Genomic DNA, 19,305 nt, shown 5'->3' on the forward strand with positions numbered 1-19,305 from the left:
GTTAAGGTTAGCACTACCACGTTTCTTGAGAAGTCGACAACTCCAACATGGTAATAGGTTCTTTTTCTATCATTATAGTCTCATTAATATTAAAGTTAGTATTAGCTATTTTATAGTTTAATAAAGCACTTTGTAAATTTTCTGGTAAATCTGAAATAAGTAATTCACAGGATGGTCTGCATATAAGCATATATTCACCTTTATTATCTTGCTCATCAGAAATATCATAACAATATAAACCTTTTTGAGATATGATTTTACATTCTTCTAGATAATCCTCTTTAAGGAATTTGGTTACCTTTTCATTAAATGAAACTTTGTGTATATTGTTAGGCTTCAGATTATCAAAAAAAACACAAACTGAATCAAGTCTCTCTCTTGACTCACATATAAATTCAGGAACCATCTTACTTCCTCCCGATGTGAATTGAGCAATTCTACCATTTGAATCTATACCATACCATTCAATATCTTCAATTTCTAAGTCTATTTCTGTTATTCTCATTGTTTTCTACTCCTATCAAACTTTAGTAGTATGTCAAAAAAACCTTGAAACGAGAAAGACAATCAAGGTTTAAAAAGTATTACTCAAAGATCCCACGACCTAACGTAGCTATATATTATTCTCATAGATGATTAAATTATCTGTTTCAAATCTTAAAAAACTTTGCACCCCTGTAGGAACTCCTTCAGTTTCAAGAAGAATAATACTGTTGCCAAAGCGAACTACCATACAACCATCCTCGTCACTAACTGATTCAAATTCCCTTTCGAAACAAACTCTGTTATTTATTGTTTTAATTGAATATAAATGTGAGTTTGTCTCATGGATATCCTTACTCCATTTTAATACGTTTGGAATTTCTAGCTCGACATCGTAGGACATACCCTCCTTTGGATGCGTGCCCTGCCATAAAGCTATACCTTCACCAAATTCGGAGGAGAATACCACCTTTATTTTTTCATTATTTTCCTCATAACTATTGATTATAATTTTCATCTATTCACCTCTTGGAAGCTTTCAGGTTGAGCAATTATTTCTTTTAGGATATAGTTTTCCAAATACTTCCTCTAATTCTCTATATACTTTTACTACTTTAGTTATGCATCCGTCTCGAACATGTTTTGCTTTAAGAGACTGGGACAAAACCCAGCCTCTTTAAATTTTAACTAGTATCTAGTAAAAAGTGAATTGTATAATTCTATTTCATATTTTCTAAATCATGGTACGGATTTGCAATATTCTTACCAACTTCATCAATGGTTTCTATTATTTCATTCAAAATCATATCATCAATTTTCTTGTTTTGAATTATTGACTGCTTAATTGTAGTAAAACAGTCTTCTAAACCAAGATTTACAACAATTGAAAGTATAATATCAACATCTTCATAAGAGTCAGTATTCCATAATCTACAAAGAATCTTATCCACTTGTTTTCTAACACTATTTTCAAGTAATTCATATGTCATAACTTGTCTGTCTGTTAATTGGTTAAGAATCAATAAAAACTCTTGTTTATCATTATTTTCTGATTCTATCTCTATTAATACTTTTTTAAACAGTAATACTAGTTCATCTGCTGACATCCTATCAGGTAATCTCTCAATTTCTTCGAGCTTCATAGTTGTGAATGTACGTCGTTGTTGTCTTGGCATTGTAGATCCGCTCCTTAACTTGATAAGTTTATTCTACAAACCCTTATTTTTTCTGTCCAACTTAGTGTAGCCGATCCAGTTCCCATACCGATATATTAGAATCTCATATCATTAAAATAGTCTTTGCTATCAGATGGCACCCTTATTCCTCTTGTTGTTCAGTAAATTCGGTTGGCAAAGCAAATTTATTGTAACATCGGGAGGAATTTTTTCACATCACTTAAAGCTCTCCTGAGCCATACGCATAGCATATGGTTTTCTTTTAACAAATAAGGACTTGTGTCACATTAATAACACAAGTCCAATGTATAACTTGCTTTCTTCTTGTTCTACAAGGCTTTAATAATTTAATTCTTCAACTCTCTTCATTTTCAAAATAAGATTATTTAGTATATCTGCTTTAATTAGTTGATTATTAATTAGTTCTATCTGTAAGATAAAATCTTTTACTTTAAGCATAATCTCATTTCTAAAATCATTAAATGGTATTTTAACACCACTCCATACAGAACTTTTGAAGTTTTCATGTTTTTCAAATATGATGTATTCCTTTTCGACAATCCCCTGAGTTCTACTAATGTATATTTCATCTTGTTTATATTGAAATTCATACCAAATATCAAGTGTCCCAACTTCCCTAAATGCAACGTAATTCGAATTATTAAAATTTTCTAATACAGAAAGAAATAAATCAAACCAAGATACTAACATATCTTGACCGTTTTCATCTTTTCTTAACTTATTATCATGATAATACCCTTCTATAATACCATTATAATTAACTGAAAAAAAACCAAATATATCTGTAAAATCCTCATTAAATTCCTTATAGGTAACAGCTCTTAATTCATTAAAATCATCTACTATTCGATAGTCTATCTTAAACACGTAAACCGCCCCTATTAGTTTAGATTTAATAGATCTTGATAATTAAGTTTATAACTACCAAAACCTGTAGTAAATTTACCCTCACGTATATAAACTTGTACTGTCTCTCCATATATTTCATAAGAGTGATACCCATTTGAAACTCCGTTAGATATAGCATCCTTGTACCCTAGATTTAATGCACTTTTCACTTGCTCTTCTGTCCAATCTGGATTGAAAAATGATTTTTTATTTAAATAAGCCTCAACTGCCTCTTTACTCTGATATTTTAATTGTTGGGCATATTTCGTTGGCATATGATCATTAATAGGATGTTTTAATGCCTTTGGACTTAAATCAATTAACTTAATCGAACCGTCTGTTCCCCAAGCAACACTTCCATCGCCATATTGCTCCTTAAAGTACTCATTCCACTCTTCTCCGGTTCTAGGTACCTTTGCCTCTTCAAAAACCTCACACCCTAACCTTGCTAACCCCAATGGATCCACATACCTCAGTGGATCACCATTCACATACACATAACGGTTAAACGTCTGTCCTTCGGTTAGGTTACCTCGGATGACATCCCGATTCAAAAACCGTTTGAGCTCTGTATGGTAATACCGCGCTCGCATATAGTATAGCCCATTGATATCATGCATGACACCATCTCTACCGTTATATTGAAACGGTTGTGATGTATTTCCTTCGAAATGCTCCACTTCACCATAGGTTCCATAGGCATAGCGGTCAGTCACCAGTCCGTGTTCGTTTGTTAGGATGGTTGTGCTTCCTCGAATATCACTATGATAGCTTTGATACAACCCTGTCCCTGCATCTTCTCTACCTATTAATCCAAGTCCATATACATAACGAGTCAGGATATTTCCTTCCCCATCTAATTCCATTAATACTCGACTAAATCGACTTGAATCATCCACTACATAGCGTGTTACCTTTCCACGCCAAACGCTTTCAATACGTTCATTTCGCAAGTTATACCGATATTTCATTCGACCACTTTGAATGAGACGATTACGCGCATCATATTCATACGCTGCCATTTTTTCGCCATCTGTGAAGTATAGCAAGTTCCCATCCGCATCATGCTCTGTTGGGTAGTTGCCAACACGACGCAAGCGATTATCTGCACTGTAGCCAAATACGGATATTGTTCCTTCATTCCCTATTCCTGTTTCTCTGTCTGCTTCCTTCTGCTCGGTCAGGTTCCCACCTAGATCATAACGATAATACGTAATCTTTCCCTGATCTGCTCCACTGATCAAACGGCGAAGCTGGTCATACGTATATTGCTTGTTTTGTTCTCGGACAATTTGACCGACTTCATTATACTCATATTTTAAGTCCTGAAGTAGAATCCCTTGCGCAGTGGCATCCTGTTGGCGAAGGAGCTGACCTAAGACATCATAGCTTCGGCGTTCACGTGTCCCATTTGGACGGTGGGTCTCGATCACACGTCCATTTACATCATACCGATACCGTGTTAATCTGCCTGCCCAATCCTTCACCTCCGTCAATTCACCTGCTAAGTTATAGCGGTATTCCACCACTTTCCCATCCGGGTATGTCAGATGTGTCAGGTTGCCGACTTCATCATAGGCATAGCCAATTCGCTGCCCCCATACATCCCATTGTTCGATCAGTCTGCCTAAAGCATCGTAGCTACGACGGAGGGTTTGTGTACTTTCTTTGCCTTGACCCTCAGTTTGGAGTAATGCCTCTTGCTTCTGCTTGGTTTTCCATGCTCCATCCTGACCTGAAGCTTCCCTGATCGTTTCCTTTCCTTCGATCCAGCGACCTGCTTCATCATACGTGAGTTCAATTTGCCCCACTTCATCTGTTAAGCAGAGAAGTTGTCCTGCGGCATCATAGGTGTAGCTACCTTGTTGCCCACGTGCATTGTGCTGAGTTTTGAGCAAACCACGTTCATCATAGGCATAGCTTAGCCCATGTCCAGTGTTGTTTTTTTCCTCGATGACCTGTCCACTTCGGTTATACGTCAGCGTGGTTTCATTGCCGTTAGCATCTTTATACTTCGTCAATCGATGCTCTGCATCATAGCTTTGGCTATACCGTGCCCGCCACTGCTCGCTGTCCTGCACCACTTCCTGCAAACGTGCAAGTTCGTCGTAGTGATATTCCGTTTTGATGCCATCCGCTTCCGTTTGCTCCATCGGTTGATACAAGGCATTGAAGCGGCGATGCGTCGTATGACCAAGCGCATTCGTGATCGCAATCGGTTGACCGTTGACATCATAGGTTAACGTCTGGACGGGTTGACCGAGTGCATCCTTTACTGAGTGCAGCCGTCCTGTCGCATCATAACTATAGGTGATACTGCGATTTAAGGCATCCGTCACAGCTGACACGCGTCCACGATCATCATAGTGAAGCTTTGTAATTCCACCACGTGCATCCTCTTCCGCAATCAGGCGATCTTCCCCATCGTACGTGTAGCGATGGACATGACCGAGTGCACTCGTGACCGTTGCCACTTTATTCGTAGCCGTATACGTATAGCTTGTGGTTGCCCCTGCTGGATCCGTAATCGCTGTAATCTCGCCATCCAGGTTATAACGATACTGCCATGTGCGCCCTAACGCATCCTTTACTTCGGTTAATTGATCATCATTATTATAGGTACGTAGGAGGGTGCCTCCATGGGCATCTTGCATGCCTGCCATACGTCCCACTTCATCCATAATGAAAATCGTTTGGCGACCTTCACCATCCTCCATCGATTCAATATACCCACCGTCTTTATAGTTGTAGCGTACCGTTTCCCCAGCATAATTGTGATAGGCTAATAGTTGACCTATGTCGTTATATTCCCAGTGACAGCTTGCACCATCTGGACGGGTGATTGTAATGAGTCGCTCTTGATCATCGTACGTATACATGGTCACTGCGCCGAGTGCATTTTTCTCTTCGATCAGTAAACCTGCTTCATTATAAATAAAGCTTGTTTCTTGTCCAAGTGCATCCTGATAGCCAATGAGTTGTCCCTTTTTATCATAGGTACGATGGTTTGTCTCCCCAAGTGCATTGCTTTCCGTAACCATTTGTCCTTGCTCATTATACGTATAACGGTGAAGGACACCTTCTTCTCCACGAATTTCAAGCAACTGGTGACGGTCATTATACACATGATGTTCCACTTCGCCTGCTCGATTGGTCACGGTGGTTAGAAAGTACCCAGGCTGACTATACGCATCATACTGGAAGGTCGTCACACTTTCCTTCGCATCAATTTGCTTGATAACCCGGTGGTATTCGTCAAAAATGTTGGTTAAATTGCGTTTGCCATTGGTAGACATCGTTAAGATTCGTCCTTCTCCATCACACGTGAAGGTGGTCACTAGGTTCTCTGCATCGATGAGTTCCGCTAACCACCCTGCCTCACTATAGGCAAAGGTAACCTGACGATGTGCATCTGCAACCTGTACAATCCGCCCTTGTTCATACATAAAATGGAATGCACGACCACTTAACTTATCCTCCAAGCGTTGCAAGAACCCTTGCTCATCATAACTAGCTTGCAATACCATCCCCACACGGTTAACATGGCGCTGCAGCAGCCCTGATTCATTAAAGTAAAACCGTTCTCGCGAAGACCCTACACGTAGTTCATACCCCTCTGTTACGGGTCTAAGCTCATCCAACAGGACATCGGGATCTGTAGCGCGATAAACCCCATCGGCTTGGCGGGTAAATGTATTTCGTTGTCCTGCCGTCCACCAGACGGTGATACATTCACTTGGTACACTATTTTTGCGTTCGTTTTGTGAGAAAGAAGCCTCGTTTCCTTGCTCTCCTTGCTTTCCCTGATTAAACTCTAACCGCATGTCATAATTATGACTCCACGCTAAGCCTAGTACACTTTGTTGTAGTAAGCTAGAGTTATATAGAAGCTTAAAATCCCAGGTTGCAGCGCCATACAGCTTTAACGCCGAATGAACCATAAACTGTTGACCTGTCCCGACATGCACGGGATCACCGTTTTTACATTGAGCTGGGACTTGCTCAGGTTTACTTCCTTTTGAATATTCCTGCCCTTTTTCAAAGTGCTGTTTATCCGCTTTAGCTTGTGGACTCGTTTCCACCTGATTCCCATGATTCCCTTGCTCATACTTGAGTGAGGAATCTGACACACTGGCTTTGCCGTCCTTTGGATTTCTCATGGCACTCGCCGCTGCTACCGTTGTCCCTGCCGCAGTTGCTTCAAGTCCGTGATGGCCTCCATCCCCAGTTCGGTTCCCCTCAGAAATTTCAGGATGCTTTCCTTTTTCCTTGTGGATACTCCCCTCTCTTATTCCATCCAAAGGCGCATCCGCTTTCTTCATCTTCGGCATGCCTTCTGTCACTTCATCTGCCGCTTGGAACAGCTTATCTTTCTTATTCTTCACCTTGCTTATCCCCGCACTCGCTGCCGTACCCCCTATGGCCATCAGTCGCTGCCATGGCGCTAACCTTTCCCCCGTCATTATATCCACGCCCGTGATCGCCTCGACAATCCCTTTGCCATCGTCAACCACGGAAACCACGGTATTGGTGGCTTTCACGATTTTGTTAATCCCTGTGACCACCTCATTGCTCGCCTTCAGGATTTTGGCGCCCCCTTTGAGACCTTTGCCCAATGGACCCACTAAGGCTAATGCGCGTTCATACCAGTTCAATTCTGCGCCCGTAATCAAATCACGCCCAGTTATTGCCTCTAGCACACCTTTAATATTGCCTACGATAGGAACAAAATCTAAGGCCATGCTGGTGACAACCTTAAATACTTCCCACACCTTTCCCCATTCAAACGGAGGTGCTTTGCCATCCGCTTCATCAAAGCCTATGCCTTTTTGACTGACCCCACGACTAAATCGATCAAGGTCTTGCTCCAATTGCTGAAGCATCCGCTCAATCATCTGATAGGACGCATCTACCTCCGCTCTTCCTTGACTTCGCAAGGTGAGGGAGCGCATCGCTCGCTGTAATTCAGCACGGATATCCCCCATCTCACGACCCGATCTTCTTAATTTCGAGCCAAGCTCTTCTAAATCCGAAGCTCTCACTTCTATCTGCATCTGTCATTTCCCTCTTCTCTTACTATGTATTCCTGTTTAACTACGCCCGTGTCCCCTACCAATCTCCTAAAAAGACCCAAAAGTCCTATCATTTTTATATTTATAGGAAAATAATAACATAAAGAATAGGAAATATATCCTTTATTCTTTAAAAATTCACAATTATAGATGTAACTCTCTAGGGTACGACACCAACAATGACCTCTTCTACATTGAAAAAGCCCCCCTTTCGCAGTTGGTGTGTCACCTTACACCACTACGAAAGAGAAGCCTATTTTAAGTAAAACTAGCATCTATGATTCTATTTGCTTTGCTTAATGCGTCACCATCGGGACAAAGTCACTGCGACTCGAGTATTTGCCATCGTAATAAATCACATCGCCATCCTGGATGGGTAAGGTTCTGCCATAGGGATCGATGACATCCTTCTTAAAGCCCTCCATCTGGCTCCATTGATTCATGAGCTTGCCCTGAATATATTGCAGGTGCGGTGTATCCCTCTGCCCATTTTGCACGCTACGAAGATCAAAGTTCACGACAATGTAGCCTTCCTTTAAAAAGATCGGAGAAGCATCATCAAGACCTTGGTGCGTCCGTCCATATTCTGCAATATTGGTGCCTTTCTCTACTGCATACACCCCAGCAGGGATGCTATATTCACCATACCATTTTTGGATCGCTGCATTCGCGCGGTACGGGTCTACCCCTGTGGGTAGCTCGGTCTTTGGTCCAATATAGGTGCGGATGGGTGCACTTAAAAATAAACCACCATACCCACCCACCATTGTCTTTTGCTTTGTCGTTTTGTCCTTATATTGCGCGAGATATTGAGCGCGGCTGATTTGGTTCACTTCTGAGAAGCTCTTCTCTACATCATACTGATAACGCGCCGTATCCTCGAGTTCAACCTGTGGTACATTCCGTAACCGTTCGTTTAGGATCACATATCTTTTTTCCTTATCGTCCTTGGAGCCGATTTGGATAAAGTATTTGTCATTCGTATGATAATATAAATCAACAGGCACCCGTTCCCCGATCTGTGGCGTCGGGTTGCCCTCCACCTTCTCTAGCGGAATAAAGTAAAAACGAGGGACGATCTCTATCCCATCCTTTGCGCTAAACATATTTCCTTTTGTTTTTAGCTCAAATTTAAAGTGATAGCCTGTTTTCGTCACCAGGTTTTTAAACACAGGGTGACTTCCTGGGCGTAGGGGCAAAGTATATTGAGAGGAAGTATATCTTGGGTCACCGTCGATGTCCCCTTGTCCGACCCAATAGCTGTTACCCGTATGCATTCGGCTACTTTGCTCCATCCGAAACACGGATTCCCAGTTAAAATCTGCGATGTCCGTCACATGAAAATCGTACAACCTGCCCACAACATCCACAGGTACAATTGCCTTTGCAACATGGTGTGCTAAATCTAAGTTCGCATTGGTTTGTTCACTCGGATTTTCGGGTGCATTTTCCGCAAATGTGCGCATCTCGACATCATAAAAGCCTTCGTCTACCCAAACGGGTAAATAAAACTCCACTTCCTCTTCATAGCTTGCGACATCAATCCAAGTCCCTTTCGGATAAAAGGTGGTGCGGAATACATCATACACATCAAATGGGAACTTTACTTGCTTATCGCGCACATATTTGCCATAATCGCGGGTGCCATAACCTTTATAGTTCGTATGTTGCCCACTGTTCGGTAAATGAACGGTAAACGGGCGCTCTAAAATAATGGCGGAGCGATGTTGTGCAGGCTCCGTTTTTTGATTATGTGCCTGGTCGTCGGACACCGAAGGATATAACACCACTGGCGTATGTACGGTGACGGAGTTAATCCCGTTGATGGGGTACTCCTTGTCTTCGCCCCCATTGATATTGCCTGACATCAGTCCGTAGAAAATCTTGCCGATACTTGGCTGATTCGCTTTGTTGGTTTTGGTGGTTGGAATCATATTGTAAGGGCTATATAAAACGTCCTTTCCGATTTGTGATGCTTGCTGAATACGACCTGGCGTTGGCCCACTTTCCTCGGTCTGAGTACCGTCCATGATCGTCGTACCCTCGAAGGTGAAGGTGTCGTTGGTGACTTTGACTTTGTCTACGGCGTTCTCTGCATCTTCTGGAAATTCTTCACCGGAAGCGTCCTCACCAAGGATTACCCCCCCTGTGGTATCGATGCTGCTAGGAGGATCAGGGGCTTCATAACCTCCTGTTTCCTCAGTACTGTATAGAGGTGGATCATAGTTTTGAGGACTGATTGAAATTTCCTCCCCATCAAAGGCGTAATTCCTCAGTCTAGCTTCATCGATTTGATAGACTTCTAAATTATCTATGATCCAGTAGGAAAAGGGACGTTCAACTTCATACGTTTTCGTTACCGTTTGTGGTTTCGTTTTCGTTTCTGTTTTTTCAGTGCTATTTCCGTTAGCATCGGTGACGGTTGTTGTTTCCTCCCATTGTAGCGTAAATGTTTTATTGACCGTGACCTCAAACGTACATTTCCCTGTCATCTGTACAAATTTATTTTGATATAAGTAATTTTTAGCGAATACATTGCCGTACAAGGACTCTGATGTGGGGATACCTTGAAGAACGTTAAATTGCTCGCCCCCACGTGTATCTGCTTTGATCTCGGCACGAACAGCAGGTTCTAAATCCTTTCCGTCTACCGTTTGAGCAGGGACAGGATCAGTACATTTAGGATCTGATGGTGTCGGCTTATCTTTTCCTTTTTTGTAGTATACTTTTATACGATCTGGATAGCGGTACGTATTAGTTTTAATCGTGTATTTATAAGCTGAAAGATAGAACATTATTGAACTACCGGGTTCATAAAGACCCGTATGATTATAAAACTGTGAGAAATATATTTTAGCATGTCCTAACGAAGTAACCTTTAAATCATATACTTTTGTTGAAGTATCAGCAAAACCAGTTCCTAAAGGATATTTTACTTCTTTATTCCATTCAACTTGTAGATTGCAGTTAGGGTCATCCAAATTTAAAATCGGTTGATTTAACTTTGATAATGTAGTAGAAGAGTCATCTAAATAGTCTTCTTTAAAGCGACCAGCTCCTGGATACTTATCGCTTTTATATGACTCAATACGATTAAATTCTGCCATGTGGTTAATGAATGTACCTGGATATGCATCCATATTAGTACCTTTAATTTTTGTGGGTTTAACAGCCTTTGAAGGGACTGGCTGATACCAACTTTTGGAACCCCACATTTTCCATTTTGTCCCTACTCGTTTGAATGCAATAGTAGCGCCAGAAGGAGATATATTATCTTTTGAAACGACTAGTACTTCTTCAGCAGCTAACGCAACACTCCCCTTAAACATTTGTGAATTTACAAATTTAGTTTGAACAACTTCTTCACCTTTCAAAAACTCTATTTTTGTAATAATTTTACCTTTTCCTACATCCTCGTTTATTTGTGCATTTAGCTTTGGATATTTAGTAAAAATAGAATCTTGGTAAGGATATATGTTTGTGGATTTAACTTCTTGATTATTGCTAGTTAAATATGATGCAATTTTTTTGGTGGCCATAACACTTTCTTCTGTTTCTTGAGCATTGACATTAGGTGATCCTACTCCTGAACATGAACTAAAAAGTAGTAAAGCAGATAAAAATATATTAATTTTTTTCTTTATTCTCAATCATCTAGCCTCCCAATTATGATATATAAGACACTATTTTTGAGCATACGGGCCGTCTATTTCAAATAATATGTTAGCTTGGTAACCACTTGCACTTAGATTTGGTGAAAAAAGTTTCATTATTAATTTTCCATCCTGAGCCCAACCTGATTTTGGAAGTATAAAAGCAGACAAATCATTTAACTTTTTATGATAAACGATAGCAGGTTTGTTAAGATTACCTTTAAAGAAATCCTCCATATCTGGTGTTGATACACCAAATAAAAGGCTCTCTGGTCCTAGTGGATCACTTTTATAACTCTTTTCATCTTTATTATAAATCTCCCTGCCTTTGAAATAGAGCAAATAGCTATTTCTCCACTTAGTAATATAATTTGTGTTAGTAGGTACACCACCTATAACTCCACTATTGTTATACCATTTCAATTGCTCCACCGGCGGCACCAACTTCAAGTTCGGATCATTAGGATCTTCCAGATCAATGGCGATCAAAGCATCCAGTACTCCCTTGTATTTTCCGTCCTTCGTTTCCACTGTCATCTGATCCTGTCTCCACAACTCTTCAATCGTCTTCCCCTTATAATCCTCTTCCTTCGTCACCATAATCTCAGGCATCACCGTAAATATATTTGTCCCATGCCAAGCTAACTCTGCACTACCTACCGCATATTTATCTACAGGCAACTTCTCTCCATTTTTCACAGCCAGTATACGCTCAATAATCGTCACAGATTGCGCACGAGTCGTTGTCTTTGTTTCACCAAGCTCGCCTTTACCTAACCCCGTAACTAAGCCTGCTTTAGTCGCTAAATACATCCACTTACTATCCTCTTTTGCTTCTTCTCCAAGTCCTGCGCGCACCGCAATACGCGCCATTTCCTTACGTGTGATCACTTTATTCCAACCTAGATCACTATCGGAAAAGTCACTACTCTCATATAATTTGTTTTCTTTTGCTACTTTTACAAAAGGCTCATACCACGTAGATGCTCCCTCTGTTTCAACAGGTAGGTTCATAGCCGTAACCACCATTTTCATAAACTCATCTCGTTTAATCGCTTGCTCAGGCTTAAAAACACCTCCTGGATAGCCACTTACATAACCTTTTTCAATCGCAGCGGTAATACTTTTTTTCGCCCAATGTGTATCCTTTACATCTGAAAAGGAGGTCACTTGCTGATTCATTACGTTAGACTCTGGACTACTACTCTCCTGATTGACGTTATCTTTTTCCCCATTCTTTTCTCCACTAGTACGATCCTTGTCTGTCATGTCTTCATTAGTGCTGCTCTTCTCTACCGAAGTATCTAAATTAGTTTTAATTGCTGCCTCATTTTTCTCCACCGTTGTTGTTGACGTCGCGGATGTACCTGCCTTCTCACTATCTAGCGCCTTCACTTCATTCCCATTTCCCCAAAGCGCGCCTCCACTTGCAGCTACCAACGCCATCCCTAAAATAATACTAATCGCCTTTTTATTCATTTCCCTTCTCCTTTAGCATTCAATTTATTATTAAGAGCCCATAAGCTTTGATTAATGTCTTCTCAAAGATTTCATAAAGCTCTTTAAAACGAGATTCTCTTTTCTTTTAAATCCTTTAAATGTAAATCCTCTAAATGCTTTAGATTCTTTAAGTTCTTAAATCTCTTTAATTCCCAAACTATGTACGCTGTTACACAAAGCTGTTTGATTCCACTATAGTTTCATTGATGCCACTTCTATAGCTTTTAATTACCACTTCTATGGTTTCATCTATACCACCTCTAAGCTCTTCCTCCTTTTCTCCTAGGACACCATTCCCATCTATCTATATGTTTTCGACAAAATCTCCCTTTTCACCTCCTTCAATCAGGATAAACTGAGAAATACAGGAATATACGCAAAATAAAAAGCACACCTCTCATCAGGTATATCTAAGTGACATCTTAATGACATCAAATGATACCTCAAATGATTCTGGTGTGCTTCACCAAATCCCAATTTATAACACCTATTCTAAAAGGAACTTACTTTTTAAGCAAGCTTTATTATATTTTTTGTTTCATACCCTTCATGCCAGATGACAAGCAACATAATGATCACCACTAACATGACGTAATGCAGGTCTCTCAAATTGGCATTGTTCAACCGCAAAGGGACACCGTGTATGAAATCTACAACCCGATGGTGGGTTAGCTGGACTTGGAATATCCCCTTTTAAAATAATACGCTCACGCTTCATTTTAGGCTTGGGCATAGGAACCGCGGACAGCAATGCTTTTGTATATGGGTGGAGAGGGCGAAGGAATAAGTCATCTCTACTCCCTGTCTCAACCATCGTACCAAGATACATAACCCCAATTCGGTTACATAAATGTGCAACCACACTTAAATCATGGGAAATAAACAAATAAGCCAAGCCACGTTCGTGCTGAAGCTTACGAAATAAATTAATCATCTGTGCCTGAATGGACACATCTAACGCCGATACTGGTTCATCCGCAATTATGAAGTCTGGATTAAGTGCTAATGCTCTTGCAATCCCAATACGTTGCCTTTGACCTCCAGAAAACTCATGTGGATAACGATCAATATGATACGTAGATAAGCCACAAGCCGCTAGCAATTCTTTTACAATATCTCTCACGTGTACTGGCTCTACCATTCCGTGATCTAATAACGCTTCCCCAATGGCATTCCCAATTCGTACTCTTGGATTTAAGGAACTATAAGGATCTTGAAAAATAAGCTGAAGTCGTGGTCGCAATGTTCGCAGATCCTGTGGTGGTATATTATATAGATCTTGTCCGTCAAAAATAATGTCACCACTCGTTTTCTCTGTTAAACGTACAATACTTCGACCAATCGTACTTTTCCCACTGCCTGACTCTCCCACCAAGCCAAACGTCTCTCCAGGATAAATAGATAGTGAAACATCATCCACTGCCTTTACATGCCCAACCGTTCGATTTAACAAACCTGCTTTGATTGGAAAATACTTTTTAAGGTGCTTAATTTCAAGTAAAGGTTTAGAATAGGAGCTCGTTAAGATACTAGATTGTGGGTTAGATAATGAGTAAGATAGTGAATTCGATAATGAGCTTGATAATGTGTTAGATTTTGAGATAGATTTCAAATTAGATAATGTACTAGATAAGGTATTGGATAAACGACTAGACACCCAGCTTCACCTCCTCATACAACCAGCAGGCCGCCTGTTGGTCTTCATTTATCGTATGTAGCTTTGGAGACTGAGTACGACAGATTGTCATACAAGCGTCACAACGATCGTGAAAATAACAGGATTCTGTTAATGACAACGGATTAGGAACCTGCCCCGGAATACTATATAGCTCCTCAACCATGTCATACATGCTTGGTTTAGATTTTAGAAGTCCCTGAGTATAAGGATGTTTTGGATCTTCAAATAATGCCGTCACCTCTCCATACTCCACCACCTTACCTGCATACATCACAACAACCTCATCCGCCATCTCTGCAACGACACCTAAGTCATGGGTAATCAATAAAATTGACATGCCTAACGATTCCTTTAAATGGGACAACATATCTAAAATTTGTGCTTGAATTGTAACATCTAAGGCGGTAGTTGGTTCATCGGCAATGAGTAGCTTTGGCTCACATGATATCGCGATAGCAATCATAATTCGTTGTAGCATTCCACCACTCAGCTCATGCGGATAAGCATCGAAAATTTGCTCTGGTCTAGAAATTTGCACCTGCTCTATAAGCTCAACTGCTTTTTGCTTTGCCGCCTTTTTGCTTAGTTTTTTGTGCACGATTAAAGGCTCCATAATTTGCTGTCCAATTGTAAGCACAGGGTTAAGTGAAGACATCGGCTCTTGAAAAATCATCGCGATCTCATTACCCCGAATCGCTCTAAGATCATTTTTTGTTAAACGTAATAAATCTTCGCCCTGAAATAAAATACGCCCCTCTACTTTAGCCGCATTGGCATCAAGGAGTCCCATTACAGACATCGCCGTTATGCTTTTTCCGCAACCAGATTCGCCTACAATACATACGATGCGGCCTTCAGGAACCGTTAAACTGACGTCATCAACCGCTTTTATAATTCCTTCCTCTGTATCAAAAGAGGTGCGTAAATGCTGAATTTCAAGCACAGCAGCATCCTGTACTTTTCTGAGATCATTATCCATGTAACTTTCACCTACTTCCTTTGCTTTGGATCTAAAACATCCCTCAGACCATCACCAAAAATATTAATTGCAATAACAGTGGCGAAAATAGATAAGCCAGGTGGAATCCATAGCCAAGGACGCTCCTGAAAGTCAATTAGATTGTTTGCTGTATCAATCATATTCCCCCAGGTTGGTGTAGGCGCAATGACACCTAATCCAAAAAAGCTGAGGACAGATTCCATCAATATAGAACCGCCAATATTTAACGTGGCAATGACGATCAACAACGGGACAATATTAGGTAATAAATGATGAAATAGCTTTCTTCGATCTCGCAATCCTAACACGACCGTTGCTTGCATAAACTCTTGTTCACGTATGCTTAATATTTGACCTCTTACCATTCGAGCAAGCGCTGGCCAACCTACAATACTAAGCATCACCATCACAATATACATCCGATAATCTGTAGGTACCTTCCAATCGGACAGTAAAGCGCCAATAATAAATAACAAAGGTAAGCTTGGAATCGTCATGAGTAAATCCGCCACTCTCATAATGACTTGATCTACAATTCCCCGATAATAACCTGCGATTGCGCCTAAGATTGATCCGATAAATACACTTAACACCATCGAAGCAAGCCCCACCGTCAGAGAAATCCTGCCTGCTTGTAGCACCCGCGTCAGAACATCCCTACCAAGCTTATCCGTCCCTAACCAATGACGTAGACTTGGTGCTTGATTCATGATCGCTAGATTTGTTTTGCCATTGGTATAAGGAGAAAATAAAGGTCCAACAAAGCATGCTAGAAACATAAATAACACAACTGCTAACCCAGACATGGCTAACTTATTTTTTAATAAGCGACGAAAAGCAACACGCCATAGGGATGATTTCGCCTTATGACCTTCAGGTACGTGAGCTTCTGGAGTAGGTGTAGCATATGAAGGGATCATAGTGGCTTTTGTATTTAAATTTGACATGTTCTCCCTTCCCCCTTACAGTTTCACCCGTGGATCAGCGATATGATATAAAACATCTGATAACAATGTACCAATTACAGTTAAAATCGCAATAAACATCGTAAAGCCCATTAACAAGGGATAATCTCGTAGTGAAAAAGAAGACATATAAAGCTGACCAATCCCCGGCCAATTAAAAATTTTTTCGATAATTAAGGAGCCCCCAAACAAGCTAGGCAATTCAAATCCCACTAACGTAATTGCAGGCAATAAAGCATTACGCAAGGCATGGGTAAACAGCACCTTTTTTTCCTTTAACCCCTTCGCTCTTGCAGTCCGAATGTAATCCTGCTTCATTACATCAATCATATTACTGCGAAAATAACGCGTTAAGGAGCCGACACCTAGAAGAACCATAACGATCACTGGGATCGTCATATGCTGAATGATTTCCTTTACATATAACATGCCAGTCGCGTTGCTACCTGTTGTTAACATGCCCCCCGGCGGTAGCCACTTTAAATCCACAGCTAGCATTTTAATGAGAAAAAGTCCGATGAAAAATGAAGGAATTGACATCGCCGCAAAAATTAAAATCATAACTAACGTGTCAAACCAAGAGTATTGCTTATACGCCACAATGACCCCAACCACAACCGCAATCACCCATGTCAAAAAGGTGGCAACTACGGCAAGTAAAAATGAGTTCCAAATATATTCGTTGAATAGCTGTAGCACTGGCTTTTGCTGTGCTAAGGAATAACCAAAGTTACCTTGAAATGCACTTTTCATCCACGTAAAATAACGTTCGATCAAGGGCTTATTCAGCCCATAGATCTCTCTTAGCTCTGCTTTACGCTCAGGACTAAGCTTCATATTTCCACTAACAAAATCCCCTGGAGTTAAAGCGTACAGACTAAAAATCAGCAAAGATGCGGCTAGAAAAATAAGAAGCATATACGAGATGCGCTTAATTAAATAACTACTCATAACAAACTCCTTACTTTCTACTTATTTTAACGTCCAATTCGGAATCGTTTGTGCTAAGCCAGCGACAGGATTGTATTCGACATTTTGAATTCTACCGTTATAGGCAATGACCGCTTTTCTATAGCTGGTAAAAATAACGGGTAAATCCTCATTAGCAATTTTAAACAAATCTCCATATATTTTTTTGCGTTGCTCCATATCGCTTGTTGCCAAAGCTTCATCATATAACTTTTTAAACTCTGGGTTGTTGTATCCTTTAACCTCACCATTCACAAACTGTGTTACGCCGTCACTTGGATCGGATAAAATAGGCGTAGAGAAAGCGGCAAGATCGTAGTCTCCACTTTCTACTTTAGAAATTAACGCATTAAAATCCGCAAAAACCTCCGGCTGAAAATCAATCCCAAGCTCTTTATAATTTTCTCCAGCTAAGGCGATAAAGGTATCTGTATCAGGGCTTTTTCTGCCTAAATAATGAAGCGTTAGTTTTTTCCCATCCTTTGTGCGAATTCCATCTGAGCCTTCCTTCCAGCCCGCTTCGTCTAACAATTCCTTCGCTTTTTTAGGATCATATTTGTAAGGATTGATGCCTTCATCCGTATATGCCCAAGAAATCAAAGAGGATGGAATATTAGCAACTTGCCCCGCACCCTGATTGGCATCGACGTAAATACTTTGACGATCTAGTCCATAGGTAATCGCTTGGCGCACTAATTTATCTTGTAAGGCCTCGTGCTCCAGATTGACTTGAAGGTAACCATAATTACTTGGTGTATACGGCGTAATATTGACATAGCCTAGGCTTTTTAGCTTTTCTAAGTTTTCTGTCGTGGCACTAAAAGAGGCATAATCCACTTCACCGGTTTCTAAATACTGCCAAGTGTCTCCTTCTGATGTTTTATAAATAAACTTCTCCGTTTTTGGTTTCCCTAAATAAAAGTTTTCATTGGCTACAAAACGGACTTCTTGACCTGGAATAAACTTCTCTAGCTTATAAGGTCCATTTCCAAGTGGTTGATCATGTAATTTTTTAATGAATTCCACATGACCTGGTTTATAGTCCGCACCATAATGTGCTTTCGATAAAATTTCGGAGCCTAAGGTTAATAAGGCAATCGCATTAGGTTTTTCAATCGTGACGGAAATCGTCAACGGATCCACAATTTTAATCCCCTCAATTGAAGTGGCTGTGCCTTCCTTGTAGGCTTTAGCCCCTTTGATCCCAATCGTATTTAAAGTAGAATCGCCATCATAGGCTTTATCGTTAATTAAGGTCCAAGTAAAGGCCACATCCTCTGCGGTAAGCTGCGAACCATCACTAAATTTAGAGTCAGGACGGATATGAAATGTATACGTTAATTGGTCATCACTAATTTCCCACTTTTCAGCAGTTGCACCTACTGGAACCCCCTGCTTATCTACAGTAACAAGTGGAGTATACAGCAAACTTGATACGTTGCCATCATAACCACTTTGATGAAAATAAGGCGTAAATGCACCACTAGGGTCAACCAACCCAACAATAATTGTATCTGTACGATTTTTAGCGATAGCAGGAAGCTTAGAGAGATCTGAAGCTTGAATCGGCTCATTAATCGTTACTGCTGTAGTACTTTCTCCGTTGCTTCCCCCTGTGCCAGATGCACGATTACCGCCTTGTCCTGCACCAGAATCTGTTGCATTGTTACTTGAGCAAGCTGTTACTAATACCGCTCCTACAACTAAAACAGCCATCATCCACGACTTTCTTTTTTTCAAAATCATCTCTCCCTCTCCTATCCATACCCTTAATATTCCGACAGAATAACTAAGAATTGTTTTGTTAAGGAATATTATAGAAAGGAAATAAAGTTATGTAAAGGAATAAATATGAAATTAATTATCCTTAATAGTCCACATAAATAAAAATACACCCTCGC

12 protein-coding genes are annotated in these 19,305 nt (G+C 40.5%); all 12 read right to left on the reverse strand.

From position 1 onward, the window contains the following. Positions 1-13: 13 nt before the first annotated feature. The gene (locus tag J2Z32_RS01555) at positions 14-505 is read right to left on the reverse strand and encodes a hypothetical protein (RefSeq protein ID WP_210087369.1); all 492 of its coding nucleotides are present in this window, start codon (positions 503-505) and stop codon (positions 14-16) included. Positions 506-613: 108 nt separating this feature from the next. Beyond that, positions 614-1,000 carry a hypothetical protein gene (locus tag J2Z32_RS01560; RefSeq protein WP_210087370.1) on the reverse strand — a complete coding sequence of 129 codons (387 nt, stop codon included), beginning with the start codon at positions 998-1,000 and terminating at the stop codon, positions 614-616. 202 nt (positions 1,001-1,202) lie between these two features. Next, on the reverse strand, positions 1,203-1,658 hold the full coding sequence (locus J2Z32_RS01565; RefSeq protein ID WP_245251039.1) for a hypothetical protein: 456 nt from the start codon (positions 1,656-1,658) through the stop codon (positions 1,203-1,205). A gap of 339 nt (positions 1,659-1,997) precedes the next feature. Further along, positions 1,998-2,546: a hypothetical protein gene (locus J2Z32_RS01570; protein ID WP_210087371.1), complete on the reverse strand. Its 549-nt coding sequence runs from the start codon at positions 2,544-2,546 to the stop codon at positions 1,998-2,000. A gap of 14 nt (positions 2,547-2,560) precedes the next feature. Then, positions 2,561-7,621 (reverse strand): pre-toxin TG domain-containing protein, encoded by a 5,061-nt coding sequence (locus tag J2Z32_RS01575; protein ID WP_210087372.1) that lies wholly within the window; start codon positions 7,619-7,621, stop codon positions 2,561-2,563. A gap of 314 nt (positions 7,622-7,935) precedes the next feature. Further along, on the reverse strand, positions 7,936-11,289 hold the full coding sequence (locus J2Z32_RS01580; protein ID WP_210087373.1) for a DUF5704 domain-containing protein: 3,354 nt from the start codon (positions 11,287-11,289) through the stop codon (positions 7,936-7,938). Between the two features lie 33 nt (positions 11,290-11,322). Beyond that, positions 11,323-12,771, reverse strand: a complete 1,449-nt coding sequence (locus J2Z32_RS01585) for an S-layer homology domain-containing protein (RefSeq protein WP_210087374.1) — start codon at positions 12,769-12,771, stop codon at positions 11,323-11,325. A 568-nt stretch (positions 12,772-13,339) separates the two neighbouring features. Further along, on the reverse strand, positions 13,340-14,320 hold the full coding sequence (locus tag J2Z32_RS01590) for an ABC transporter ATP-binding protein (protein WP_210087553.1): 981 nt from the start codon (positions 14,318-14,320) through the stop codon (positions 13,340-13,342). Between the two features lie 121 nt (positions 14,321-14,441). After that, on the reverse strand, positions 14,442-15,449 hold the full coding sequence (locus J2Z32_RS01595; RefSeq protein WP_210087375.1) for an ABC transporter ATP-binding protein: 1,008 nt from the start codon (positions 15,447-15,449) through the stop codon (positions 14,442-14,444). 11 nt (positions 15,450-15,460) lie between these two features. Beyond that, positions 15,461-16,390 (reverse strand): oligopeptide ABC transporter permease, encoded by a 930-nt coding sequence (gene opp4C / locus J2Z32_RS01600; protein ID WP_210087554.1) that lies wholly within the window; start codon positions 16,388-16,390, stop codon positions 15,461-15,463. Positions 16,391-16,432: 42 nt separating this feature from the next. Beyond that, the gene (locus J2Z32_RS01605) at positions 16,433-17,386 is read right to left on the reverse strand and encodes an ABC transporter permease (RefSeq protein WP_210087376.1); all 954 of its coding nucleotides are present in this window, start codon (positions 17,384-17,386) and stop codon (positions 16,433-16,435) included. A gap of 21 nt (positions 17,387-17,407) precedes the next feature. After that, positions 17,408-19,150 (reverse strand): ABC transporter substrate-binding protein, encoded by a 1,743-nt coding sequence (locus J2Z32_RS01610; protein ID WP_210087377.1) that lies wholly within the window; start codon positions 19,148-19,150, stop codon positions 17,408-17,410. Positions 19,151-19,305 lie beyond the last annotated feature (155 nt).

The sequence above is a fragment of the Paenibacillus turicensis genome (assembly GCF_017873435.1).
GTDB classification, from domain to species: Bacteria; Bacillota; Bacilli; order Paenibacillales; family Paenibacillaceae; genus Fontibacillus; species Fontibacillus turicensis.